A 26,343-nucleotide genomic window follows, 5' to 3' on the forward strand; every position below is an offset into this window, starting at 1 on the left:
TACTTACAATCAACAATTATAAAGTCCCATTTTCACGCCCGGACAGGGCAGAGGTGCACAAGGAATGAAACGTCTGGGAACGCTCGATGCCTCTTGGCTGGCTGTAGAATCTGAAGACACGCCGATGCATGTGGGTAACATGCAGATCTTTTCATTGCCGGAAGGCGCCACCGATACTTTCCTGCGCGACATGGTCACCAGCATGAAAGAAACCGGGGATATCGCCCCGCCCTGGTGCTACAAACTGGCATGGTCCGGCTTTCTCGGCAGGCTGCTGGCACCTTCCTGGAAGGTCGATAAAGATATCGATCTGGATTACCACGTGCGCCACTCTGCACTACCCAAACCCGGTGGTGAGCGGGAGCTCGGCATTCTGGTCTCACGCCTGCATTCCAACCCTCTCGATTTCGCCCGCCCGCTCTGGGAGTGTCATGTTATTGAGGGGTTGGAGAACAACCGCTTTGCGCTCTACACCAAGATGCACCATTCGATGATCGATGGCATCAGTGGCGTACGCCTGTTGCAGCGGGTTCTCAGTACTGACCCGAAAGAGCGGGATATGCTACCGCCCTGGTCGATGAGACCAGAGCGCCGGCGGGGCAATAAAAGCGATTCAGAAGCAAGCATCCCTGCGGCATTCTCACAGGCTCTGGATGCCATCAAGTTACAAGCCGATATGGCGCCTACGCTCTGGCAGGCAGGCACCCGGCTCGTGCACTCGGCGCGCCACCCCGAAGACGGCCTGACGCCACCATTCAGAGGGCCGGTTTCAAAGATCAATCACCGCGTGACCGGCCAGCGTCGATTTGCCACGCAGCATTACCAGCTTGATCGCCTTAAAGAGCTTGCCCACGCATCCGACTCGTCACTGAATGATATTGTGCTTTATCTTTGCGGTACGGCGCTGCGACGCTTCCTGCTGGAGCAGAATGATCTTCCTGATACTCCGCTGACCGCCGGCATTCCGGTAAATATCCGTCCGGCGGATGATCAGGGCACGGGCACCCAGATCAGTTTCATGATCGCTTCGCTTGCCACAGACGAGGCGGACCCTCTTACACGGTTGCAGAGCATCAAATCATCCAGCCGTCGGGCAAAAGAACACCTGCAGAAGCTTCCGAAAAGCGCTCTGAATCAGTACACCATGCTGTTAATGTCGCCGTACATCCTCCAGTTAATGTCAGGCCTTGGCGGGCGCATGCGCCCTGTGTTCAACGTGACCATCTCAAATGTTCCTGGCCCGCAGGAAAGCCTGTACTACGAAGGCGCAAAGCTGGAAGCCATGTATCCGGTTTCGCTGATTGCCCATGGCGGCGCGTTGAACATTACCTGCCTGAGCTATGCGGGGTCATTGAATTTCGGATTTACCGGCTGCCGTGACACATTGCCAAGCATGCAAAAACTGGCGGTGTTTACCGGAGAAGCGCTGGATGATCTGGAAAAACTGATTCTCCCGCCCAAGCCCAAAAGAGCGCGGGTGAACAAAAGCGGAAAGGCCTGAACATGGTGTGCGGCGCCCCGGTTCTCGGGCCGCCGTTCCCGGTTCGCCGCACCGATAAAGGTCAGGCGATCTGCAGCAGCCTTAATAATTGCGGCTTGTACTGATCCTTCACAATGTCTTGAAGAGTGTACTTATCGAGCACTGAAAGAAACGCCTGCAAGGCCTCGCCGAACATAGGCTTAAGGCCACAAACCGGGGTGATTTTGCAGGTGTTGTTTCCCGAGTAGCATTCAACGATGCTGAGGTCATGCTCGGTTTCACGCACCAGCACGCCCACGTTTATGTCTTCCGGCGCCATGTGCAGCCTCATACCGCCCTTTTTGCCTCTGACGGTCTCTATGTAACCTTTCTTGTTAAGCTGATGCACCACTTTCATCAGGTGATTCTTGGATATATCGTAGCTGTCTGCGATTTCCTGAATTGTCGTCAGGTGATCACCCTGCGCCGCCAGGTATATCAGCACTCGCAGTGAATAGTCGGTGTAGCGGGTAATGTGCATTCAACACTCCGGTCGTTCGGTGAAGGCGGTCAGTAAGAAGGTCGGGTCAGTAGATAACTAGCCACGCCCGCCATAAAAATACCTGATACAGCTAATATTGCCCCGGCGGCTCCCATAACGACGAGCAAACCCCAGCTCAGCATCATCATGCTGCATGCCAGCACCTTCGCTTTTAAAGGTATGACCCGGTTCCGGCGCCAGTCTCTGATGGCAGGCCCGAACGAAGGGTGTTCCTCAATCCAGCTGGCAAAAGCCGGAGAACCCTTGCTGGCAAAAAATGCCGCAAGCAGCACAAACGGTGTGGTAGGCAGTAAGGGCAAAACAACACCAACGGCCGCAAACCCTACCGATATGTACGCAAGAACTCTAAAACCGGCTTTACCGGATCGCCCTGCCATAGCGGACACCTCTAAACTGTTCAATCCTTCATCTATTATACCTCTAATCAGCGAACAGGTCTTCCGTGACGACTTAAAAAATACCAGCCGCCTTACCCCGCGAGGGGTATCGGATTCTCAGGGTGATTCTGCGATACTTGGTCTATACTCAATTCGTAAAAGCGCGACCAGCAGTTACAGGAAAGAAACAGATGTCCCAGAGCAAGCTGACAGACCGTTTTGGCAGAACCGTCAATTATGTTCGCCTGTCCGTTACCGACCGCTGCGATTTCCGTTGCGTATATTGCATGGCGGAAGAGATGACTTTTCTGCCCCGGCAACAGGTTCTGACGCTTGAGGAAATCGCCCGGGTGGCCAGAACCTTTGTTTCCCTGGGCACGGAAAAAATCCGGCTCACCGGCGGAGAACCACTGGTTCGCAAGGACATCCTCGAGCTGGTTCGCGAGATCGGCACCTACGGCCTGCACGACTTCGCCATGACCACCAATGGCAGCCAGCTGCCCACAATGGCAGAGCCCCTTCGCAAAGCGGGCCTGAAGCGTTTGAACATCAGCCTGGATTCACTGGATCCGATCAAGTTCGCGAGCATTACCCGTACTGGCAACCTGTCCCGGGTTCTCGATGGTATCGATGCCGCCAGAGAAGCCGGATTCAAGGGCATTAAACTGAATACCGTGGTAATGAAAGGCGGGAATGACCATGAGGTTCCTGACCTGATCGAGTTTGCCCGCAAGAAAAATGTCGATATTACCTTCATCGAAGAAATGCCCCTGGGGGAAATTTCCGAGCACGATCGTGGTCAGGCTCTGTGTACAAGTGATGAAGTGCGCGACATCGTCCGCCAACATCACGACCTCATTCCCACGCCGGAAGATTCCGGTGGGCCGGCCCGTTATTACCGAATGTCAGACAGCCCCATAAAGGTGGGGTTTATTTCTCCTCACTCCCACAATTTCTGCTCCACCTGCAACCGCGTAAGGGTGACGGTTGAGGGCAGGTTGTTACTATGCCTGGGTAACGAGCATTCGGTTGACTTGCGCCGAGTTCTGCGTGGCCACCCGGTAACCAACGACAAACTCCGGCAAACCATTATCGACTCCATGGATCTCAAGCCGGAGCGCCACCATTTCTCCAGCAATGGCGACGTTCAGATTCTGCGCTTCATGAATATGACAGGGGGCTGAGGCAGCGCGGCACTCGCCGCACACTCTGGAGAAAAGTCAGGCCTTAGTGCTCATCGCCATGTTTCATGTCAGGATGCATCTCTCCATGCTGCTCTCCAGACATATCTCCATGCATATCACCCATGGGCATATCTGTATTCAAGTGCTCAAGGGTGATCGCGCCAAACTGCAACACCTTACCGCCATGCTCCATCATGAAATCATGTGCCGCCGACTCGGTGGCGAAGGATGCCAGTGTCTGGCCCATGGCACCTTTGCGCTCTGATCCGACTACGAAGAAGGCTTCACGGGCGTCGATCAGGGCTGTGTCGTCCGGGCTGGCCCATTCTGTTTGGCTCATGTCGTGAACGTACAGGGTGTGCTTTCGCATTACGTTCTCTGGCTGCAGTACCCAGGCGAACATGTCTCGAGTGGAGCAGAATTTGCGAACTGCCTGCTCTTTCTCGGTAATGACTTCGCCTTTGGGCCCCGGAAAACGGGTGATAGCCATGCCGCATACGTGGCACTCATCGCCATCCTCAATATGCACCGGGGCGGGCTTTTCGGCGACCTTTTCCGCCTCACCAGAGCAACCGGCCAGGAACACCGCAAACATCAGCAAGGCGGGCAGACATTTAAAACCAGAAAATTTCATCAAGCTCTCCAGAATCGGGTTGGCCAACCATCACGTGGCCAGAGTCAGACTGACAAACGTCAGATACGACGGCGGCGGAACAATGCCCAAGCGCCGGTTAAGGGAATAACAAACCAGAGTACCAGTGCCAGCCAGAGCCCTGACGGACCAATGGGCAAGTCCGCACCAAGGCTGAGGACACCACTGAGCTGAGCGCCATCACTGAAGGCAACTATATTGAGCAAGCGATAAATGTCTGTAGGGTTAAGAAGCAGGAGCCAGGGCAACAGGTCCGGATTGAACTCGCCCTGACTGGCAACCAGTATACCCAGCAGCATCAGGTCGAAAACCAGCACGAAAAAGAACCAGATAGCCAGCGCCAGACCAGCGGCAACTGGCTTCTCACCTACCCGCACGCTTACCACATAAGCCAGTGCAATGAAGCCCCAACCAAGCAGTGTGGTCGAAACAATAAAGCGCAGCATGGCAACAGCGAGTGCGCCAACGCCAACGTCTTCCACCAGCAAAGCAATAGCCACACCGGCAACGCCAAAGCCAATCAGCGTAGCCAACGCCAGGGTGAGCCCATGCCCGAGAAACTTGCCGAACAGAAGCTGCCCGCGGCTCAGTGGATAAGTCATCAACAGCAACAACGTACCGCCCTCCTCTTCACCCACTATGGCGTCATAAGCCAGCAAAAGAGCGATAAGGGGAATCAGGAAAATGCCCAGGCTGGCGAGGCTGGCAATGGTTGCCGGTGTCGAAGCATAACCAACCTGGCCCGAAGCCGCTGCGCCAAACCAGGCGATGCCCAGAGCAAGGGTAGCGAAGACCAGAGCGATGGCAACCAGCCAGCGGTTTCTCATGCTGTCGCTGAGTTCCTTGCGGGCGATGGTCCAGATACTGTTCATTGGGCACCTCCGCGATGGGCAAGACCGCCGGAACCAATAAAGTGCACGTAGACATCTTCCAGTGTTGGTTGATAAATACCCAGGTCACGCAGTTCGCCCGATGCCACCAGGGTTCTGACCAGCGCCATTTTTTCCGACGACCTGACATCCACGTGCAACCGCCCGTTATCACGCCGCACCATCAGACCTGCAGACGCCTGTGCACCATTTATGACCGCTTCCAGCTCCGCCACACTGTTCTCCGGCTCCAGGGAAAGAGTTATCGGCATGTTTGCCTGCCGGCGCAGGGAATTGAGGTCTCCAACGGCCTTTAGAGATCCATCAGTCAGAATCGCCGCACGGTCTATGTAAGGTTCCACACCGGGGAGCACATGGGAGCAAAGAACAATGCCAGTACCTTCATCCCGCAGTTTGCGCAGCAAACGGTAAAGATCGGCTGTAGCTACCGGGTCCAGCCCCACTGTCGGCTCGTCCAGCATCAACAAACGCGGCTTACCAAGCAGGGCCTGAGCAAGCCCGAGACGCTGACGCATACCTTTGGAGTAGGTTTTAACCCGGGCATCCATGGCATCCTCAAGCCCCACCCGGCTCAGCAACTCAGGGACCTGGCGCAGATTTGCGCCCTTCAGCCGGGCAAAGTGCGCAAGGATTTCACGGCCGGTCAGCTGCGGATAAAACATCACGTTTTCCGGTAGATAACCGATGTACTGGCTGATTTTGGGGTCGCCCGCTTCGCCATCCAGCACCGATACCTTACCCTGAGACGGCGTCATCAAACCCAGTATCAGCTTAATACTTGTCGTTTTGCCGGCGCCGTTATGGCCAAAGAGCCCAAGGATTTCCCCGGGTTCAAGGCGCAGATCAACGCCGTTCAATACCAGCGCCTTATCGTACCGGTAGCTCACATTCTCAAGACGAAAACAGCTCATCAGGACTCCGGTTGTAACATTCTGGGCGGACTCATCAACGGGTGTGAATCAGTAACGCCCGCGGCTTTAACTACTGGAAACGCCTCCTGAACCCAGCGCAGAGTATCCACCGCCGGACTGAACATCAGGATCTTGGCCTCCGGATAGGTCCATAACAAACGGTCAACATTGTCGTTAGGCTCATAGGGCACATCGCCAACACCATCCTGATTGCGATCCCACCCCAGATAATCACTCCAGAAGTTGCCCTCGCCATCCTTCGACCACTCCTGGGTACGCAGCGCCACGTACTTCACCTGGCGCTGATTGTTGATAAAAGCATTACCAAAAACCTCGTTGTCTTCCGATCCTGCGGTCAAGTGAATACCCACGCCGCTATCCCGGAACACATTATTTTCAAAGGTATTGTACAAAGAGTTGTAAATAAACACGGCCTTACCTTCTGCGCCGGAAACCGACACACCGGCTGTCTGGCCTTGCGAAACCCCCGAAACCACATTCCCCTGCAAAACCGACTGGGTAATGAAGTTCATCAGAATGCCGTAATTCTCATCATTCTCGGACCGATTGTTGATCACCGTAAGCCGCTTACTCTGCATCAACGCATAACCTGTGCGGGTGCCACGGGTCACATTGCCTTCCAGGCGGTTATCCATCGAATACATATAGTGAATGCCGTAACGCAGATCCGACATAGTGTTATTGCGGATCTCATTCCCGTTAGCCGTCTCGATATAAATCGCATCCCGCGTCTCACGGATATCATTCCCTTCGATCAACGCTCCGGTTGTATTGAACAGGTGAATACCATTACCCCGATCATTCGGACGCACAGAAACATCGCCGCGAATGGTATTGTTCTTAACCGTCACATTCGGCGTAGCATCCAGCCAGACACCAAACGCCTGGCCCTGAAGATCGTTATTCTCCACGGTGGCACCACGGGCCTCCCGGTTGACAAACACCCCCGCATCCAACTCATTCAGATCCGTACCCCAATTACGGATACGACAGCCGGTGAGCGTTACACCCTCTGCCTGAATTTCAACCGCATTCCCCGAGCCGCCGCCGTCAATCAGTGTTTCCGGACGACAGGCCACAGTCACCCCTGGCACCTTGATAACCAACGGCGAAAGGTTTTCTGAAGGGAGTTCAAAGTTAGCACCCGGCTCCATAGCATCCAGCTGCTGCTGAATATCGGCACGGGCGGTCAGCGATAGCAAGGCGACTGTCAGGGCCACCCCTAAACGCAAAATGTGGTGCATCAAATAAGTTCTCGAACTAAGAGCTACTGCAAAATTCGGGCAAGAGACTGGAAGAGCGCTTTTCAAAACTGTGCGGAGCCAGGGATGGCGGAGCCAAGCGTACAAGGACGTATCCACAGCGTGTTTTGAAAAGCGCTCTTCCAGTATCTTGCTACTCCAAAGTCAAAAATACCGGAGCCCAATACAGGGCCCCGGATTTCATATCTAAATCAGGCCTTCTCTACCAACATCCGACCCGTCATCTCCATGTGCAGAGCGTGACAGAACCAGTTGCAGTAGTACCAGTTAACGCCCGGCTTATCCGCAATAAATGTAACCGAAGACGTCTGCTGTGGGCTGATTTCCATGCTCACACCATGGTTTACCATAGAGAACCCGTGAGTCACATCCTCAATGGTATCCTGATTGGTCACATACACCGTCACTTCATTGCCCTGCTTCACCTTGAACTCCGTCAAGCCGAACATAGGCGCAACCGACGTCATGTAAACGCGAACCTTGTTGCCATCGCGAATCACCTTGTTGTCGGTTTCCAGAGTAATACCATCCTTCTCTGCCTGCGCACGGGCACTGGCGAAGTACGGATCGTCACGCTTATAGACCTTCTGGGTCTTGATCTGATCACGGCGAACCATAATACAGTCGTGCGGCTCGGCGAACGCAGGGCCATCGTGAACCAGCTTCATCTCCTCGCCGGAAATATCGATCAACTGATCGTTCTCCGGGTGCAGCGGCCCAACCGGCAGGAAGCGGTCCTTCGAGAACTTGGACAACACAACAAGCCACTTGCCATCGGCATCGCGGGATTCCGTCAGCGACGCATGGTTGTGGCCCGGCTGATAATGCACATCCAGCTTCTGACGCAGGTAGTTAACCTTTTCACCGTTGTAGTGCTTGATGGCATCCGCGATGTTCCACTTGGCTACCTGGCTGTCGATAAACAGCGTGGTGTAAGCGTTGCCGCGGCCATCGTAGGTAGTATGCAGAGGCCCAAGACCCAATTCCGGCTCGGCAACAACAACATCACGAAGTTCGATTTTGTCGTCAAACACATCGTCCAACTTATCGATCGCGATTACCGTACAGGTAGGCGAAAGCTTACCGGCTGCGATGAAGTACTTACCGTCAGGTGAAGTGTTCACACCGTGCGGGTTCTTTGGCACAGGAATGTAACGGGTAAGCCTGGATTTTCCGCGGCCGTCGACCACAGGAACCTTGGAGTCGCCCAAGGTCTTGAAGTCGCCATTTTTAACCGCTTCCTCGATGCGCTCAACGTTGAACACCACCACCCAGTCGCGGTCGTTGCGCATGGTGCCGGCCAGATCCGTTGCTTTTTCCGAGTTATAGCAGGTAGAGGCTGCGTATTTACCTGTGTAGTCAGCGTCTGTGTTATCCAGGTTGCCGTCTACAATCACCTGCCAGGCTACTTCCATTGTTTCCGCATCCAGTGCGTTGAACATGGTGTAGCTGTTCTCCATGGAGAAATCGCTGCCATCGTTCGGGTGCGGAATCATATATTCGGCGTTGCAGAACACGTACTTGGTGTGTGGCACTTTCTGCAGGCGCAAACCGTGAATGGCCTGCACGTTAGGAATGTGGGTAATCTTGTCGCACTTCATGATATCCAGACGGATACGGGCTACGCGAGTGTTGGCTTTATCGTTGATGAACAGATATTTGCCATCGTAACGCCCGTCGGTCATGGAAACATGGGGGTGGTGACAGTCGCCGTTCAGGAACTTGTTGTCGTGACCAAGAACGTCCTTACTCTCGTTGGTAATACCCCAGCCGGTGGCTGAATCAACGTTAAAGACCGGTATCCGCATCAGCTCACGCATAGACGGGACGCCAAGAACGCGCACTTCGCCCTGATGACCACCGCTCCAAAAACCGTAGTACTCGTCCAGCTCGCCCGGCCCTACGTGAATCTTGTTCTGGGCTTCTTTCGCCGCAGCGGCAAAAGATTCACGAGTCATTACAGCACTGCCGAGGCCGGCAGCACCAACTGCACCAGCCAGAGCCGTAGCACCCAGGAAACGGCGACGGCTCAGGCCGCTTTCACCGCTTTCACCGCTTTCCGGCAGGTCCTTTTCAAACTCATCTGTCTTTTTCATAACATCCAACTCCGTTATTGGTAATGGCGGTTCTATTTCTTTTTTTCTGGTTTTTTTTGGTTTTTTGCTTTGCTAAGTCACCTGAACCACTGGAATCTCTTCCGGGTGGCCCGGTGCATTGTGACCACGACGCTTACCCCGGCGCTTGACGATCAACGGCGGGCATTTGTGGTCATCGAAATACGTCATCTGACAATCCAGACAGTAATGGCACTCCTGATAGTTAATAGTGCCATCAGGATGAATCGCCTGAACTTCGCACTCTTTGTCACAAAGGCGGCATGGGTTACCACATTCCTTGCGGCGCTTCAGCCAGTCGAAAACGCGCAGCTTGGTCGGCAGAGCCAGAGCCGCACCGAGTGGACACATATAGCGGCAGAACACCTTGCGAGTGAAAATGTTCACAACAAGCAGCAACACCGCGTAGGTTACGAAAGGCCAACTGCGATCAAAATGCAGGGTGATCGCGGTTTTGAAGGGCTCGATTTCCGCCATCTTCTCGGCGGTCGCCAGGGAGTCCAGCGATACCCCGAACAGCACCAACAGAATGATGTACTTAACAGCCCACAGGCGTTCATGAATGGGCCAGGGCACAGTGTACTGGGGCACCTTGAACTTGCGCGCAATTTCGTTAATCAGCTCCTGCAAAGCGCCGAACGGACACAGCCAACCGCAATAAACAGCCCGCCCCCAAAGCAATACAATGCCGGCCACTGCGGCCCAGAGCACGAAGACAATCGGGTCAATGAGGAATGTTTCCCAGGTAAAGCCGCTTACCAGGCTGTGCACGAAAGCCAGAACGTTAACAATGGATAGCTGCCCGAGTGCGTACCAGCCGATAAAGAACAGTGTGTAGGTAAGAAAGGCATGCCGGATCCAGCGGGTGATCTTCGGCTTTTTCACCAGCCAGTCCTGGAAGAACAGAATCAGCAGCAGCACACCAATACCAATGCCCAGCACAATCACCTGGAACTGACGTTGATACCACACCTGCACCCACAAAGGCTGCTCTTCAAGCCACTCTTCTTCCGTCAGAACAGGCTCTGCACGGGTGTAATACTGATCTGGCAACTGGTATTCAAGCGGAAACACCTGAAATTCGCTGTCCAGAGGGCCGGTCTGGCGCTTTACAGTCAGCTCCAAAGTCCATGGTGCGCCAGGATCAAAGTTATGCTGCTGCCGAATAATGAAAATCGCCATTTCTTTGAAATCCGGCATGCCCGCGGCATAGACATCGCTGAGTCGGTAAAAATCGAGATCGCGGAAATTGAAGGTGTCGCCGTATTGCCGGATTTGAACCCGATCGAAAATACCGCCACGAACATAGCCGGAACCTTTAAAGGAATACTCACCGCTGGCCATAACGGCAATGGCCTGCTCGCCTTCCTTCAACTCAGACATCAACCAGTCGTACTGGCTCTCGCCCAGTAGATTCCGGCCAATTGACGGTGCATCCAGATAAGCTGCATACAAATCGATCAGTGGCTCATCGCGTTCATCAGGTGCGGCTGTTTCGATACCCTCCGCTGCAGTGCCCTTGAAGGAGTCGTCTACCTGGCCTTTAGTGAGCAGCATGCGACGGATGGATCCATCACCGGTTAACTCTTCCCAGGTGCGAGGCTGGAACCCGTCTTCGGCAACTTCGGCCATCGGCGGGCGCTTGGTACCACTACCCTCAACCAACTCCAACTCAACACCCACACGGTGAGCGGTGCGCATGATAACTTCGTTGATCACCATTACGGTCACAGTGGCACCGGAGAGGCCGTCAACAGCGACTTTGCGCTCGGAAGAGGTACCGCCCACGGTTACGCGCTGGTCCGCTTTCAGGCCTGCGTACTGGTCGGTAAAGTCGTGCATTTTGCTTTCAGGGATGCCCACCAGAAGTATGGGCTCATCGTGATGGATCACTTTGGCGAGGCGGATAGTGCCTTCTGTATCCAGCACCACCATGGCATTCAGAGGTTTGCCGGAATAGGCAGGTGTCTGCACAAAATCGAGGGACTGGTAGGCATAACCTTTCAGCTCGTCACCGGCATACAGCTCTTGTATGGCACGGTTGCCTTCGCGTGGCTCCACCCGTGTAACTTCCGGAAAGGCTTTCTGGATAACCTGACGCCCTGCTGTCGGCTCGTATTGACCGACTGGTTCGGCCTGAACCAGGGGCACAGTTGACAGCAACAAGATAAAAAAACAAAGCACACTGCGGAAAATAAAGTTCAAAACCAGCCCCCGACAAGAACAGCGAAACATCTACACCTGAGTCAACCAGCCTAGGCATTCCAGAAATAAATCAAATACCTCTATATGGATATATTCCTGAAAAACCATAAAGATGGGCAGATTCAGCCGAGGTTGACAGCGTTTCCGTCTGTATCCAGCGGCAGGTAGTTGCTGACGTGCCCCATGCGGATTGACTCCACCATCATGGTCATGGGCTGCTGAGCTTCATCTGAGGACGGCGGGGTACCGCCCCTGCCAGACATGGCGGCAATAAAAACAACATCCCATGACTGGCCTGTGGTTCGGGATTCTTCGACCAACGCGGAAAAGTCCGAGACTTCTTGCGGTGCTTTATCAACACAGATAACCGGCGTAAGAGCACCGCCCTCACCACGATCGAATGCAGCCTTTTCTTGCGCCGAAGCATCATCCGGCAGTTCTGCGCGGCAAAAAACGAATAATAAGCGCTGAGGTTCGTGTTCACTTTCGGTTGCTTTGATCAGATCACTGTAACTGCTAATCATGAACGCAATATCCTTGGTTAAAACGGGTATCTGATGATTACGCCTGACGGGCGATCAATATTTGAGCGTCTCTGCGTCGGAGAACTTCGTCGCAGACCTCCTGCACGACCTCATCACTGTAACTCTGACCGTAGTGTTTTTTAAAGCCGAACTCGTAGAGGCGCACATGCTCATCCGCCTCCACGCCGATATTCTCAAGGCATGCTCGGGCACAATGCAAAGGGCAACCATCAATCACCGTGATCGCCCGCCCGGACCGTGCAGTTTTTACGAGAGCAGGCACTTTGCCACCAACGCCGGAAATGCAGGACATTTCAAATTCGCCGGCGTGATCCAACTTTACCGCCGAGTTGTTCGCAAGTTGCGCCACGTCGGAGCAACCGGAACAGGAATAGATCAATGGGCGCTGCTTTCTTGCTTTCACAATCCCTCCGTTGCGGAGCCTGGAGGCTTTTGAATGCTGACTGAATCAGAAATCAGCCAGCTTACTGGCTGATTTCTATCAATCGTTTGGGGTCGGAGATGAACAGTTTGCTTCGGTTGACCCGAACCAATCCGTTGGACTTGAGATCTGCCAGGATCCGGGAAAAAGTTTCCGGCTGCATCGCCAGCCGCGATGCGACCAGGCATTTCGGCAGCGGCAACTCTACTTCCCCACCTTCGGCCGCGCCGTTAGGTAGAAGGTCTATCAGGTACCGGATCAGCCGGTCGCGGGCATTCTGCACCGTCATGATTTCCAGATCATGGAATCTGGATACCGCACGCATAGCATAATGCCGGAGCGCTGCATGAGCGTATTCCGGCCTGGTTTCCAGCATTTCCTGATACGCTTTAACAGGAACCATCAGAACTTCGCTGGATTTCAACGCTTCAGCATAACAGGCGTAACGGGCAGGATCTGCATAGATCATAACCTCCGCAAAACAGTCGCCCGGGGCGATGCTGTCGAGCGTACGGTCAACCCCGGATGAGTCCAGGCGGTACAGCCGCAGGCGTCCTGATATAACGAAAAAGAAATGATGGGCGGGCATATCCTGCCGGTAAAGCAGCTGATGATGCCCAAGGCGAAGACGACGGGATTGCAGAATAAGGCTCTGCAGATCCGCGTCCGAGAACGTATTGAAAAGGGCGTGGTTGCGCAGTGGCTGCAGCCCGTTTTCATCGTCACTCAGCGTATTGATAGCCACCAGAACCGGTTTGGCGTAGCGGGTTTCCGCAGATTGCATCGCCACCATTGTCTTATCCTCTTTCATATCATGCATTCAAAATAATGTTTTATGATAATAGAAGGATGCGCCCGAAAAATCGCTCCCCCCATGGGGGTAGAATAGTGCATATTTCCGGAACATTGATCTAAATCAATAGATTTCATTGCTACCAATGTTCCAGTCAACACACATCAACGCAAAACCCTTTACTGCATTAACGGCGAGTCCGGTATCTCAAGATCCACGCCTTTCACACCCGTCTCAGCCGCCAACACCTGCAGATACTGACGGAATGCACGCCGGGTCACGCTCTCGCTGAGATACTGGCGAATTTTTGGTTTTACATGCTCATACGGTAGCTGCTCGCCATCAATACGCTGATCCACGCGCACAATATGCCAGCCGTAGCGGCTTTCGATCAGTTCCGGATTCAGCCCTTCTTTGAGCGTCAACACCGGTCGCTCAAACTCCTCGACCGTTTGCCCTTTGCTGATCTGTCCAAGGCTGCCGCCCTGATGACGCGACTCGCAGGCAGAATATTGCTTGGCGAGCAGTGCAAACTGGGCACGACCTTCGAGCAAAGAAGAAAGCAGCTGTTGCCCAACTTCTTCCTGGCGCATGCGCTCCTGCACATCATCCGGCGCGGCTGCCAAAAGGATATGGCTGACAGCCATCAGCGTCGGGCTGCGGAAACGGCCCGGATTCGAAGCATGAAAACGCTCGCAGTCTTCGTCGCTTGGCTGCGGTACATTCAGCTCCAGCTCAAGTACCCGGGCAATAGCATCTTCTTCATCAAACTCTTCTGGCAATTTCAGGACTTGAGCCTGCTGCAGAAGAAGTTCACGGATAACAAGACTTTTGGCCGCTTCATGCCAGGCTTCAGCAACTTCTTCGGCCGGATGATGCTGCATTTCTCTGGCAATATCCTCTTCGGATATCAGGGTTTCACCCACATACACGGGTGGAAACTGGTTTCTGGGTTTTTCGGGTTCACCGGTGGGGATCAGTTGCATGGCTATTACCTATAATAAAGTGGGGGTCAGGTTAACCAACCTGACCCCTGTTTCATTCAAATCACGCCCGCTTGCGTACCACCTGGTACTTCCGTCCAAAGTACTCCAGCGGCACACTCAGCATGTGCACCAGCCGGGTGAACGGAAAGAGCACAAAGATCGTCAGGCCCAGGAAAATATGGGTCTTGTAGATCCAGCTTACGCCCTCTATGTACTCAGCCGCCCCACCCTGGAAGGTGAAGATGCTCTGCGCCCAGCCGGCAAGAAGCAGCATGGTGCTGCCATCAAGGTGGCCGAGGGTTGGCAGAATGGTTGCCAGCCCGAGCACTACCTGAACCATCAGGATGATAATGATCATATTATCGGCAAAGGTGCTGCTGGCGCTGATCCGTGGATCTGTCAGCCGGCGATGGGCCAGCATGACGCCACCCACCAGGCACATCACCCCGGCAATCCCGCCAACCACAATCGCCAACACCTGCTTGGTGCCGGCAGTCATGAAAGGCTCATACACAAAGTGCGGTGTCAGCAAGCCAACCAGGTGGCCAAAGAAGATCACCAGAATGCCCACGTGGAACAGCACGCTGGCCAGGACCATGTTTTTCTTGCGCAGTATCTGGCTGGAGTGTGCTTTCCAGGTGAACTGTCCATGGTCGTAGCGCGCCCAGGTGCCCACAATCATCACCACCAGGGCGATGTACGGATAAATGCCGAAAATCAATGTATTAAGATAAGACATCATCTTGGTCTCCTCCTGCGCCGTCAGGCGTCTCTCGCGGCGGCACGCGCCTGAGCGGGCGTTACATCCGTCATCAGATGATCACTGAGGTGAATGGTCTGGGTCTGCTCCATCTCACGGCGGCGCTGGCCAACAACGCCACCTGTATTACAGGAACTGCCCTGATCATCCACAAACTTGACCATTTCCTCTTCCCAAACCTTATCCAGAGCTTCTGCCGTGTCATCGCGCTCTTCCGAGGCGACGATCTGGGCCAGTTCCTGGCGGTCCGTCTTCCGGCCTGAAAGCTCCAGCAGGGAATCCATGGCTACGTGGTAAAAGCTCTCGCGCTGATACAACCTTTCACCCAGCAAGCCAAGAATGTGGTGAATGTCTTCCAGCCAGTTTTTGATTTCTTCCCAGGGCCGCGTTGACAGATACTCGAGGAACAGCGGGAGGTAATCCGGCAGTTCTTTGGCATCAATCTGCAGGCCGTTGGCGCGATACTGCTCCATCAGATCAACCATGGCCTGACCACGGTCACGGGATTCACCGTGCACGTGCTCAAACAACAGCAAAGAGGTTGCCCGACCCTTGTCGAAGGTGCCTGTGTAGGCTTCTTCAAGATCCAGCAGGTCCCCATCACACAGGCGGTCGATACATTGGAGCAATTGCTCCTTGTTTTTCCGTGGCAGACGGCTGTCCTCAAGGACAACCGCAACCATGGCATCTTTGGATGCCTGGAGTTCCGCTGAGGGATACTCCAGAATCCGTGCCAGTACTTTTAAAAGTTTCATAATGGCCTCGTTATTCCTGCAGCTGTTTCGGGTCGACCTGCTTCACCGTGGTCAGCTTCTGCACCATGGTGGAGGTATTTTTACGACCGCCAAACATGCTGAATTCACTGTCTCCACCGCTGCAGCCGTCGCCGAAGCTGAAACCGCAACCACCGCGCTCACCGTGTGCGTCCGGGAAGGCTTCCTTGGCCAACTCGCGATGACTGGTGGGGATCACGAAGCGATCCTCGTAATCTGCAATGGCCAGATAGCGATACATTTCGTCGGCCTGGGCCTTGGTCAGGCCAGCCTCTTCCAGTGCCCGCAGGTCTTCAACGCCGTCTACGGTTTCTGCGCGCTTGTAAAGGCGCATGGCCATGATGCGTTTTAGCGCACGAACGATTGGTTTCTCATCACCCGCGGTCAGCAGGTTGGCGAGATACTTCACCGGAATGCGCAGGCTCTCGATCTTCGGCAGTACACCGTCAAACTCAACCTTGCCAGCTTCGGCCGCAGACTGGATCGGGCTCAGAGGCGGCACGTACCAGACCATGGGCAGAGTGCGGTATTCCGGGTGCAGGGGCAGAGCCAGCTTCCAATCAACCGCCATTTTGTAAACCGGGCTGCGCTGAGCGGCCTGGATAACGTTCATGGGGATGCCATCTTTGGTTGCTTGCTCAATAACCTTCGGATCGTTCGGATCCAGGAAGATTTCCAGCTGCTTTTCGTAAAGCTCGTGCTCGCCCGGAGTGCTGGCCACTTCTTCGATGCGATCGGCATCGTACAACAGCACCCCCAGATAGCGGATACGGCCTACGCAGGTCTCGGAGCACACGGTCGGCATACCGGCTTCAATACGCGGGTAGCAGAAGATGCACTTTTCAGACTTGCCGGTTTTCCAGTTGAAATAGATCTTCTTGTACGGGCAGCCGGAGACACACATCCGCCAGCCGCGGCACTTGTCCTGATCGATCAGCACGATGCCGTCTTCTTCCCGCTTGTAGATAGCGCCACTGGGGCAACTGGCCACACAGGTGGGGTTCAGACAATGCTCGCACAGGCGCGGCAGGTACATCATGAACGTGCTTTCAAACTGGCCGTATATATCAGCCTGAATCTGATCGAAGTTCTTGTCCTTGCGGCGCTTGGCGAACTCGGTACCCAGGATTTCTTCCCAGTTCGGGCCCCACTCGATTTTCTGCATGCGCTTGCCGGAGATCAGCGAGCGTGGCCGGGCGACCGGCTGGTGCTTGCTGTCGCCTGCGGTGTGCAGGTGCTGATAATCGAAATCAAACGGCTCGTAATAGTCGTCAATTTCCGGAAGGTCCGGGTTGGCGAAAATATTCGCCAATACCCGGAAGCGACCACCGATGCGGGGGCGAATCTTGCCACTGGCGTCACGCATCCAGCCGCCTTTCCACTTATCCTGGTTTTCCCATTCTTTGGGGTAACCAATGCCCGGCTTGGTCTCAACGTTGTTGAACCAGGCGTATTCCATGCCTTCCCGGCTGGTCCATACGTTTTTGCATGTCACTGAACAGGTATGGCAACCAATGCACTTGTCCAGGTTCAGCACCATGCCTACTTGGGAACGGATCTTCATTTTACAGCCTCCTGAACAGTGTCGTTGCCTTCGCCGTCAAGCCAGTCAACGTTCTTCATTTTGCGCACCACCACAAACTCGTCGCGGTTGGAACCCACGGTTCCGTAGTAGTTAAAGCCGTAAGAGAACTGCGCGTAGCCGCCAATCATATGAGTAGGCTTCGGGCAGGCCCGGGTAACCGAGTTGTGAATACCACCGCGGCTTCCGGTCACTTCCGATCCGGGAATGTTCACAATCCGTTCCTGAGCGTGGTACATCATCATCATGCCCGGCATAACCCGCTGGCTGACTACGGCCCGCGCGGCAAGTGCGCCGTTGGCGTTAAATACTTCTACCCAATCGTTATCTTCCACACCCACGTCGCGGGCGTCGTCCTCGCTCAGCCACACAATGGGGCCGCCGCGAGACAGGGTCAGCATCAACAGGTTGTCGCTGTAAGTACTGTGGATACCCCACTTCTGGTGCGGCGTCAGGAAGTTCAACGCTTTCTCAGGGTTGCCGTTAGGCTTGGCATTCAGCAGAGGTGCAGCCGCTTTGGTATTGATGGGCGGGCGATACACCAGCAGGCTTTCACCGAAGGCACGCATCCACTCATGGTCCATGTAAAACTGCTGGCGACCGGTCAGTGTGCGCCAGGGAATCAGCTCATGAACGTTGGTGTAACCGGCGTTGTAGGAAACGTGATCGTCTTCCAGACCAGACCAGGTCGGGCTGGAGATGATCTTGCGCGGCTGTGCCACTATGTCACGGAAACGAATCGCTTCGTGCTCCTTGCCCACCGCCAGGTGGCTGTGGTCAAGACCGGTAAACTCCGACAGCGCTGCCCAGGCTTTAACAGCCACGTGACCGTTGGTTTCCGGTGCCAGAGACAGAATCACTTCTGCTGCATCGATGGCACTTTCAATTTTCGGCCGGCCTGCGTTGGCGCCTTCAATGTGCTTGTAGTTGAGATCACCCAGGAACTTCACTTCGTCTTCAGTGTTCCAGTTAATCCCCTTGCCGCCGTTACCCAGCTTGTCCATCAATGGCCCAAGCGACGTAAAGCGAGCATAGGTATTCGGGTAATCACGCTCTACTGTGATGAAATTCGGCGCTGTTTTGCCGGGGATCAGCTCGCACTCGCCTTTTTTCCAGTCTTTCACATCAAATGGCTGGCCCAGTTCCGCTGCGGCATCGTGCATCAGCGGCATGGTTACCACGTCTTTTTCGACACCCAGGTGGCCTTCCGCAGCCTTGGAGAAGGACTTGGCGATGCCTTTGTAGATTTCCCAGTCACTGCGAGATTCCCACGCAGGGTCGGTAGCTGCGGTGAGTGGGTGAATGAACGGATGCATATCCGAGGTATTCAGGTCGTTCTTTTCGTACCAGGTTGCGGTCGGTAGAACGATGTCTGAGTACAGGCACGTTGTGGACATGCGGAAGTCCAGAGTCACCAGCAGATCGAGCTTGCCTTCAGGCGCTTCGTCGTGCCACTTCACTTCCACAGGCTTGACGCCGCCATTATGGCCAAGGTCTTTGCCCTGCACGCCGCTGGTGGTACCCAGCAGATACTTGAGCATGTACTCGTGGCCCTTACCGGAAGAGCCAAGCAGGTTGGAGCGCCAGATGAACATGTTGCGCGGGTGGTTTTGTGCCGCTTCCGGATCTTCCGACGCAAAGGCCAGTGAGCCGTCCTTCATGGACTGGGTAACGTAGGCAGGTACGTCCATACCGGCTTTTTCAGCCTCAGCGGCAATACCCAGCGGGTTGCGATTAAGCTGAGGCGCAGACGGCAACCAACCCATGCGCTCGGCGCGCACGTTGTAGTCAATCAGGCTGCCGCCGTATTTGGACTTGTCAGCCAGGGGTGACAGGATTTCGCTGACATCCAGCTTCTCGTAGCGCCACTGCCCGGAGTGGGCGTAGAAGAACGAGGTGCCGTTCATCTGGCGTGGTGGGCGCTGCCAGTCCAGGCCAAAGGCCAGCGGCTGCCAGCCAGTTTGCGGGCGCAACTTTTCCTGGCCAACATAGTGAGCCCAGCCACCACCGCTCTGACCGATACAGCCACACATAACCAGCATGTTGATCAGTGCGCGGTAATTCATGTCCATGTGATACCAGTGGTTCATACCGGCACCGACGATGATCATGGAACGGCCCTTGGTTTTGTGGGCGTTCTCACCAAATTCACGGGCAATGCGAATCACTTTTTCGGCAGGTACGCCAGTGATTTTCTCCTGCCAGGCCGGGGTGTACGGCTTGACTTCATCGTAGGAGGTGGCGCTGTCGTCGTCGCCCAGGCCACGGCTGATGCCGTAGTTGGCCATCATCAGGTCGTACACGGTGACCACAAGGGCTTCGCCGCCATCGGCCAGCTCGATCTTGCGGCTGCCCAGCTTGTGGGTCAGGGTGTCGCTGATTTCAACGGACTTGAAGTGTTCGTGCTTGATGCCACCAAAGTAAGGGAAAGCCACGTCAACAACTTCATCGTGCTTTTCAACCAGTGACAACTGCAGGCTCACATCATCTGCTTTCGCGGTCTGCTTCAGGTTCCACTTGCCTTTTTCGCCCCAGCGATAGCCGATAGAACCGTTAGGCGCTGTCAGTTGGTTGCTGGCTTCGTCAATGGCAATGGTTTTCCATTCCGGGTTGTTCTCTTCACCCAGACCGCCCACCAGATCACTGGCACGCAGGAATCGGCCAGGCACGTAACGGCCATCTTCGGTTTTGTCCAGCTTCACCAGATACGGCATGTCGGTGTAGCGGCGCACGTAGTCAGTAAAGTATTCGCTGGGGTTGTCGAGGTGGAACTCTTTCAGAATGACATGACCCATGGCCATGCCCAGAGCCGCGTCTGTACCCTGCTTGGGGTTGAGCCACTCGTCAGACAGCTTGGAAACTTCTGCGTAATCCGGGGTAATGGCAACGGTTTTGGTGCCTTTGTAACGCACTTCGGTAAAGAAGTGGGCGTCCGGAGTACGGGTTTGCGGTACGTTGGAACCCCAGGCAATGATGTAACCGGAGTTGTACCAGTCTGCAGATTCGGGAACGTCGGTCTGCTCACCCCAGACTTGCGGCGAGGCCGGTGGCAAATCGCAGTACCAGTCGTAGAAGCTCAGGCATACGCCGCCAATCATCGAGAGGTAACGGCTACCCGATGCATAGGACACCATGGACATGGCCGGAATTGGCGAGAAACCGATAATACGATCCGGACCCACTTTTTTGGTGGTGTAAACGTTGGCCGCGCCAATCAATTCGTTGACTTCATCCCAGCTGGAACGGACAAACCCGCCCATACCGCGACGAGGCTTGTACTCGGCGGTTTTCTTGGGGTCTTCAACAATCGAAGCCCAGGCTTCAACCGGATCATTGAACTGCATACGGGCTGCACGCCAGAGCTTCATCAGATGCTTGCGCATCAACGGGTACTTCAGGCGGTTGGCACTGTACATGTACCAGGAATAGCTCGCGCCACGGGGACAGCCACGGGGCTCATGGTTAGGCAGGTCCGCGCGGGTACGGGGATAGTCGGTTTGCTGGGTTTCCCAGGTCACCAGACCATTTTTGACGTAGATTTTCCAACTGCAGGAGCCTGTGCAGTTTACGCCGTGGGTAGAGCGCACAACCTTGTCGTGCTGCCAACGCTGGCGATAGCTGTCTTCCCAGTCACGATTCACATCGTGGGTTTCGCCGTGGCCGTTCGCGAAAGATTCGCGCTTTTTGCTGAAGTAACTCAGCTTATCGATCAAATGACTCATGGTCTCTCTCTCCATCAACCCGTGGTCTGCCGGATCATCTTTCCAATTTGGAACCATTGTGTGGGAGAGCTGCCCTGAAATCTGCGTGGTTACTACCACATAACCCGCCTCTACCACTGAGGGGGTAGAGGGCTTATAACCCGGGCTGGAGAAGAGCGTGCCGCTCATGGCGGCGACTAAAGCGGGAAAACATGAACTGACAAAGACCCAGCAGCAAAAACAGGATCATGAACACGGCACTGCGAACACCCAGCCAGTGATTGACCGCACCGAAAATCACCGGCAACAGAAAAGCCACAGAACAGGCGCTGACCAGCAGCAACCCCGCAACAAACGCAGCATTCTGGCGACTTTCTATGATAACCAATCTTTGCAAACTACCCATGGCGCACCCAAGCGCCACTCCGAGTACCACCACGAAGATGCTTTCAACGTTCATCGGCAACGCGAATTCGACCTTGATCGTTGCGTCCACGCCCCGGATAAACAACGTCATAGGCGGGTAGGATAGTACCAATAGTGCCACCAGACCGATGAGAAGTGACCGGCCTACGACTCTGGGGCTGCCAAAGCGATCAGACAGGCCACCACCCAGAATCTGGGCCAGCGCCCCGGGAATAATAAACCATTGTGCGAGCCTGGCACCGGACTCCACCTGCAGTTCAAACTGCGAGGAAAGATAATCCGGAAGCCAAAGCGCCAGGGCGAAAAAACTTCCTGCAATGACACCGAAATATGCCCCATGCTGCCAGACACCGTGTCGCCGGAAGCGCTTGAACAGTATCCTGATGGAGGTTTCGGTTTCCGGATCTGCAACCGCATCTTCCGGATCTGTAAGCAGTATCAGAAGTGCAAGTACAAGCAGAAGAACAATCAGATAGGCCAGCGGAACGCCGTGCCAGGAGAAAGCTTCGTGAAACAAGGGGACAAGATAATAGGTAAAACCTGCGCCGGTAACGCCTGCGCCAAAAACACCAAGGACAAGGCCGAGCTGATGCAGCTGGCATTTGCTGGTTACAAACTGCAAGCCTGCGCTGTAAAATCCACCGGCCAACCCAAGCCCACCCGCCGCCAGAAGGTAACCGGGAAAGGTATCCGTCGTCAGCAGGATTACCATGCAAACGGCAAGCCCGGCGAGGCAGATGAGCATAATGCGGCGCGCACCAAATTTCCGTGCTGCAAGCCCTGCGGGAACCGCCAACACAGCGCTGACCGCCATGGGCATAGCAAGCAGAAGCCCGAATTGCAGATCGCTGAGACTTAATTCGGCCCGCAGGTGGATCCCGGCTACCGCAAATAGCGTCCAGCAACCTGCCGCGATAACAAAGCCCGTCACCGCAAGCGGCAGAATAACGGCAAGCGACGCCAGCCGTTCGTCCTCCTGATCCGCCTCTGACTTCATCTGTCAACGCCCTTGTGAACATTCTTTTACGTCGCTTTTCAGTTTCTGCTTTTGCCCTGACGCAGGTCAAAGACTATGATGGCATACCAACTTTTGGGGTAATTGACTATCCTCAAGGAGGTATTCGTGCCCGGCGACTGCAAAGATGAGACTCAATGAAATCCAGAAGCCCCCTTGTTAATCGCATTACCGTGGTTGTTTGTGCTGTAGTGCTGACATCACTTGTCAGCATGACCACGACCCTTGCGGTTTCGAAAAGTATTGAAGGGAACGCCACGGCCATTAATCTGGCGGGCGCCCTGCGCATGGGCGCGTTTCGCTTGCTGGCCAATGCCGCAGGCCCGGGAGATAACCATAATTCGGCAAACAGCATCAGTAGGCTCATTGCCAATTATGAAGCCAATCTGGCGGACAACCTGATTACCCGGGCAATTCCGGGTTCAACTGACCACCCACTGGCAAACCAGTACCGCACCATCACAGCCTATTGGAAGCAGACCCTGCGTCCGAGCCTGGAGAATCATCCACAGGGATTGCCGGTCAGTGCCAGCATGGTTGCGGCCACGGAAGCTCACGTGGATTCGGTAAACCAGCTTGTCAGCATGCTAGAGCGTCGTACAGAAGCCCGAATCGGCCTGTTGCACCTTATCCAGATAATCAGTCTGGCTTTCTCGGTTCTGATCATCATCGCCCTCTTCGTCGACCTCAGAAACCGGGTGCTCAAACCGCTGCGCAAACTGGTCAGTATTGCTGTTGCGGTTGGCGAACAGGATTTTTCCCGAAAGGCGAACCTGCAGGGAACAGATGAACTGGCTCAACTTGGCAGCGCGTTTGACCAGATGAGCAGCGAATTGGCGCTCACCTACTACGAGCTTGAGGAGCGTGCCCGCAGCAAAACCGAGGAACTGGAAAAAAGCCATGCCGCCCTCCAGCTGCTCCATACCGCCAGCCGCAACCTGTTTGCCAATCACGATCTGTGCAGTGGCGCAGTCCCCATGCTGCAGGAGCTGGAACAGCTTCTGGGCATCGGCCCGATCTTGCTTTATCTGCACGACAAGGAATCAGCGGGCCCCGTGCAGGCGGTTACAACAGCCTCGACAGAGCGCCCTTTCTACTGCCGTGACCACCACTGTAATGCTTGTCTGGTAACGCCAGAAGTTTATGACGAGCATCCCATAGAGGAGCACGACGGACGTAGATTGCTGCTACCGATCCGGACCCCGAGCGGGCTTCTTGGCACTCTGGAGGTGTGGTACCCCGCAGACAAAGGTCTTTCTGACACCGCCCGCCGCTTGCTGGAGACACTCAGTGACCAGCTGGCTACCGCGATCTTCCTCGAACGGCAGATTACCGAACAGCAGCAACTTACGCTGGCCGAGGAGCGCACAGTGATAGCACGGGAGTTGCACGACTCCCTGGCACAATCACTGTCTTATCTGAAAATGCAGGTAGCCCGTTTGCGCCGCCTCAACATAGAGGGTAATCAGAAAGCCTCTCACGACGCGATACTGGAAGAGCTGAGTACCGGTCTGAACAGCGCCTACCGTCAGCTGCGAGAGTTGCTGGCCACTTTCAGACTGAAACTTGATACGCCAGACCTTGCCACGGCGCTGCGCAAAACTATCGAGGAGTTTTCCGGGCGTTTAGGAAAACCCGTAAGGCTGACATACAATTTGCCACCGCAGGCGTTATCACCCAATGAGGAGATTCACACTCTGCAGATCGTAAGGGAGGGCCTTGCCAACGCGGTTAAACATGCAGACGCCACTGAGATTTTTGTAGAAGTCGTGTTTGAATCCCCTCAGGTAAAGGCAAGAGTAAAAGATAACGGCAAAGGTCTGCCCGGGGATGGCCAACCCGCCAATCACTATGGGCTGGTTATCATGCAAGATCGCGCACGCACACTGGGGGGCCAGGTTGTCGTACAAAACCGCAAAGAAGGCGGCGTTGAAGTCAGTTTAACGTTCGTTCCGAAAAGCCGGCATCTGATTCCGACCGAAACAACGAGCACCTAGATAGAGGAAGCGAAGTACCATGTCTGAAAGACCGTCTGATACACCTGCAAGCATATTGCTGATCGACGACCACCCACTGCTGCGTCAAGGTATCAAACAGCTCGTCGAGATGGAGGAGGACATGGTTGTGGCTGGTGAAGCCAGCAACGCAACAGACGGGATTCGACTGGCGACCGAACTGGAGCCTGATCTCATCCTGATGGACCTCAACATGCCGGAAATCAGCGGCATTGATGCTCTGAAAAAACTACGGGAACTGAACGTAAGCTCCCGCATCGTAATGTTTACTGTTTCTGATCAGGAAGATGACGTAGTCGCTGCCCTGCGTGCCGGTGCAGACGGCTATTTGCTGAAGGATATGGAACCGGAAGACATGATCGCCCAGCTACATCAGGCTGCGGTCGGCAAGATGGTTATCAGTGATCGGCTAACCACGTTGCTTGCAGAGGCCCTGCGCTCCAACAAGCCACAACAGACATCACGGCCGGATTTCGACAGCCTGACACCGCGGGAAAAAGATATCCTTCGGCTTATCGCAGAGGGCCTTTCCAACAAGATGATCGGCCGCAAGCTGGACATCAGTGATGGCACGGTAAAAGTCCACGTTAAACACCTTCTGAAAAAACTCAGCCTTCGCTCACGGGTTGAGGTGGCAGTCTGGGCCGTGGAAGAAGGCCTGCACAAGGGCTGAGCTATATCAAATCAAGTATCGCCGGTTTTGGTTACTCTGGGCAGATCGAATTCACTGCCCGGAGTTGATCATGGCCCTGCCATCGCTTGCTGCCTTCCCACTGCGTACCAACCCCTTGATCAGCGACACGCTGGCGCTGCTCTCCGAGTATCTTCCGTCGCCCTCACCCATTCTCGGAGCTATCGACCGTGCTGTGCCCATGCCGGTAAAACAGCTCGTCGCGGAAGAACCCCTGAACCGTATCTTTGCGGCGGCCATTGCCGATGGTGAATTTGATGATTTTGAAGGGCGCCGCATCCGGCTGGAGGTTAACGGTGGTCAGCCGGGAATCACCTTCGGCTTTTGGGCGGGCCGGCTCCGGGTGCTGGAAGGCGCCGGTGAAGCCACGATTCGAGGCTCTCTCTCCGCTTTCAAAACCCTGGCCGAACGGCGGCAGGATCCTGACCAACTCTTTTTCCAGCGCCGTCTGGTGATTGAAGGCGATACGGAACTGGGGCTAGGATTGAAGAACCTGCTCGACAGCCTTGAATGGAATTTCAACATCCGACAACTGCTCTTCTGGTGAGGAGCCCGGCATATACCTGATCGCTGACAGGCGTGGCGGCCGCATTTGGCCGCCACTGCGCTGGTTTATTTCCAGTAATTATTTGCAGCAGCAACGGTTTCAAAGTAGGCGGCGATCACTTGGGAGGCGTGAATCAGGGCTTCCCCATCCTGGGAATATTCTTCACGCTCACGGAACAGAACTTCTTTATCCGACTGGGTACTTTTGACACCCATCCGTGCAAGTTTGATGGCCAACTCAAACCCTTCCTGAGGGGTTTCCGCAACCAGGGTGGGTAGCCAGACTTCGGAGCCTTTGTTCTTCTCAGCCTGAGCCGTCAACGGCAAAGCAAGGGCAAAAGCAGCGAGTAACACCAGAATTTTATTCATTGTTTTAGTCTCCTCAAAAGTTCTTCACGTTTCGGTTCGTACCTCCTGCCCGAAGCCCCCGCTTTGGGCCAACACGGAACTCC

Annotated in this window: 23 protein-coding genes; 5 read left to right on the forward strand and 18 right to left on the reverse strand. The window is 54.8% G+C overall.

Going from position 1 to position 26,343, the window contains the following annotated elements:
• The first annotated feature begins 64 nt into the window (after positions 1-64).
• Positions 65-1,501: a WS/DGAT/MGAT family O-acyltransferase gene (locus ACN0RL_RS01845; protein ID WP_417513106.1), complete on the forward strand. Its 1,437-nt coding sequence runs from the start codon at positions 65-67 to the stop codon at positions 1,499-1,501.
• A 61-nt stretch (positions 1,502-1,562) separates the two neighbouring features.
• Here the strand turns inward: ACN0RL_RS01845 and ACN0RL_RS01850 are convergent, their stop codons facing one another.
• Both ACN0RL_RS01850 and ACN0RL_RS01855 read right to left on the reverse strand, forming a co-directional pair.
• Positions 1,563-2,000, reverse strand: coding sequence for an RrF2 family transcriptional regulator (locus ACN0RL_RS01850; protein WP_417513108.1), 438 nt, complete (start codon positions 1,998-2,000; stop codon positions 1,563-1,565).
• Positions 2,001-2,029: 29 nt separating this feature from the next.
• Positions 2,030-2,398: a YbaN family protein gene (locus ACN0RL_RS01855; protein WP_417513110.1), complete on the reverse strand. Its 369-nt coding sequence runs from the start codon at positions 2,396-2,398 to the stop codon at positions 2,030-2,032.
• Positions 2,399-2,589: 191 nt separating this feature from the next.
• Between ACN0RL_RS01855 and moaA the strand changes: the two genes are divergently transcribed.
• Positions 2,590-3,582 (forward strand): GTP 3',8-cyclase MoaA, encoded by a 993-nt coding sequence (gene moaA / locus ACN0RL_RS01860; protein ID WP_417513112.1) that lies wholly within the window; start codon positions 2,590-2,592, stop codon positions 3,580-3,582.
• Between the two features lie 43 nt (positions 3,583-3,625).
• Here moaA and ACN0RL_RS01865 read toward each other — a convergent pair whose 3' ends face one another.
• From ACN0RL_RS01865 to ACN0RL_RS01935, 15 genes are all read right to left on the reverse strand, one after another.
• Positions 3,626-4,216 (reverse strand): nitrous oxide reductase accessory protein NosL, encoded by a 591-nt coding sequence (locus ACN0RL_RS01865; protein ID WP_417513114.1) that lies wholly within the window; start codon positions 4,214-4,216, stop codon positions 3,626-3,628.
• 59 nt (positions 4,217-4,275) lie between these two features.
• A complete protein-coding gene (locus tag ACN0RL_RS01870) occupies positions 4,276-5,106 on the reverse strand; it encodes an ABC transporter permease (protein WP_417513116.1) in 831 nt (276 codons plus the stop codon).
• Complete coding sequence (locus ACN0RL_RS01875) at positions 5,103-6,035, reverse strand: ATP-binding cassette domain-containing protein (RefSeq protein ID WP_417513118.1); 933 nt, start codon at positions 6,033-6,035, stop codon at positions 5,103-5,105. Before ACN0RL_RS01875 ends, ACN0RL_RS01870 begins: the two co-directional genes overlap by 4 nt.
• Complete coding sequence (locus ACN0RL_RS01880) at positions 6,035-7,300, reverse strand: nitrous oxide reductase family maturation protein NosD (protein WP_417513120.1); 1,266 nt, start codon at positions 7,298-7,300, stop codon at positions 6,035-6,037. The genes ACN0RL_RS01875 and ACN0RL_RS01880 overlap by 1 nt, the downstream gene beginning before the upstream one ends.
• 209 nt (positions 7,301-7,509) lie before the next feature.
• On the reverse strand, positions 7,510-9,414 hold the full coding sequence (gene nosZ, locus ACN0RL_RS01885; RefSeq protein ID WP_417513122.1) for a TAT-dependent nitrous-oxide reductase: 1,905 nt from the start codon (positions 9,412-9,414) through the stop codon (positions 7,510-7,512).
• A gap of 72 nt (positions 9,415-9,486) precedes the next feature.
• On the reverse strand, positions 9,487-11,628 hold the full coding sequence (gene nosR / locus ACN0RL_RS01890; protein ID WP_417513448.1) for a transcriptional regulator NosR: 2,142 nt from the start codon (positions 11,626-11,628) through the stop codon (positions 9,487-9,489).
• 131 nt (positions 11,629-11,759) lie between these two features.
• Positions 11,760-12,161 carry a ribonucleotide reductase subunit alpha gene (locus ACN0RL_RS01895; protein ID WP_417513124.1) on the reverse strand — a complete coding sequence of 134 codons (402 nt, stop codon included), beginning with the start codon at positions 12,159-12,161 and terminating at the stop codon, positions 11,760-11,762.
• 37 nt (positions 12,162-12,198) lie between these two features.
• Positions 12,199-12,585, reverse strand: a complete 387-nt coding sequence (locus ACN0RL_RS01900; protein WP_417513126.1) for a putative zinc-binding protein — start codon at positions 12,583-12,585, stop codon at positions 12,199-12,201.
• Positions 12,586-12,646: 61 nt separating this feature from the next.
• A complete protein-coding gene (locus ACN0RL_RS01905) occupies positions 12,647-13,396 on the reverse strand; it encodes a Crp/Fnr family transcriptional regulator (RefSeq protein WP_417513128.1) in 750 nt (249 codons plus the stop codon).
• Between the two features lie 179 nt (positions 13,397-13,575).
• The gene (locus ACN0RL_RS01910; RefSeq protein ID WP_417513130.1) at positions 13,576-14,382 is read right to left on the reverse strand and encodes a peptidylprolyl isomerase; all 807 of its coding nucleotides are present in this window, start codon (positions 14,380-14,382) and stop codon (positions 13,576-13,578) included.
• A gap of 61 nt (positions 14,383-14,443) precedes the next feature.
• Complete coding sequence (gene narI, locus ACN0RL_RS01915; RefSeq protein WP_417513450.1) at positions 14,444-15,121, reverse strand: respiratory nitrate reductase subunit gamma; 678 nt, start codon at positions 15,119-15,121, stop codon at positions 14,444-14,446.
• Positions 15,122-15,144: 23 nt separating this feature from the next.
• The gene (gene narJ, locus ACN0RL_RS01920) at positions 15,145-15,897 is read right to left on the reverse strand and encodes a nitrate reductase molybdenum cofactor assembly chaperone (protein WP_417513132.1); all 753 of its coding nucleotides are present in this window, start codon (positions 15,895-15,897) and stop codon (positions 15,145-15,147) included.
• Positions 15,898-15,907: 10 nt separating this feature from the next.
• Positions 15,908-17,479, reverse strand: a complete 1,572-nt coding sequence (gene narH / locus ACN0RL_RS01925) for a nitrate reductase subunit beta (RefSeq protein ID WP_417513134.1) — start codon at positions 17,477-17,479, stop codon at positions 15,908-15,910.
• Positions 17,476-21,219 (reverse strand): nitrate reductase subunit alpha, encoded by a 3,744-nt coding sequence (locus tag ACN0RL_RS01930; RefSeq protein WP_417513136.1) that lies wholly within the window; start codon positions 21,217-21,219, stop codon positions 17,476-17,478. Before ACN0RL_RS01930 ends, narH begins: the two co-directional genes overlap by 4 nt.
• Positions 21,220-21,352: 133 nt before the next feature.
• Complete coding sequence (locus ACN0RL_RS01935; RefSeq protein WP_417513138.1) at positions 21,353-22,621, reverse strand: MFS transporter; 1,269 nt, start codon at positions 22,619-22,621, stop codon at positions 21,353-21,355.
• Between the two features lie 155 nt (positions 22,622-22,776).
• Here ACN0RL_RS01935 and ACN0RL_RS01940 point away from each other — a divergent pair, with 155 nt between their 5' ends.
• From ACN0RL_RS01940 to ubiT, 3 genes are all read left to right on the forward strand, one after another.
• Entirely contained in the window at positions 22,777-24,636 is a 1,860-nt protein-coding gene (locus ACN0RL_RS01940) for a histidine kinase (RefSeq protein ID WP_417513140.1), read from the forward strand.
• Positions 24,637-24,655: 19 nt separating this feature from the next.
• Positions 24,656-25,327 carry a two-component system response regulator NarL gene (gene narL, locus ACN0RL_RS01945; protein ID WP_417513142.1) on the forward strand — a complete coding sequence of 224 codons (672 nt, stop codon included), beginning with the start codon at positions 24,656-24,658 and terminating at the stop codon, positions 25,325-25,327.
• Positions 25,328-25,397: 70 nt separating this feature from the next.
• Positions 25,398-25,892 (forward strand): ubiquinone anaerobic biosynthesis accessory factor UbiT, encoded by a 495-nt coding sequence (gene ubiT, locus ACN0RL_RS01950; RefSeq protein WP_417513144.1) that lies wholly within the window; start codon positions 25,398-25,400, stop codon positions 25,890-25,892.
• 65 nt (positions 25,893-25,957) lie between these two features.
• Here the strand turns inward: ubiT and ACN0RL_RS01955 are convergent, their stop codons facing one another.
• Entirely contained in the window at positions 25,958-26,260 is a 303-nt protein-coding gene (locus ACN0RL_RS01955; protein ID WP_417513146.1) for a hexameric tyrosine-coordinated heme protein, read from the reverse strand.
• Positions 26,261-26,343: the final 83 nt, after the last annotated feature.

This window comes from Marinobacter sp., assembly GCF_048259445.1.
In the GTDB taxonomy this organism is placed as follows: domain Bacteria; phylum Pseudomonadota; class Gammaproteobacteria; order Pseudomonadales; family Oleiphilaceae; genus Marinobacter.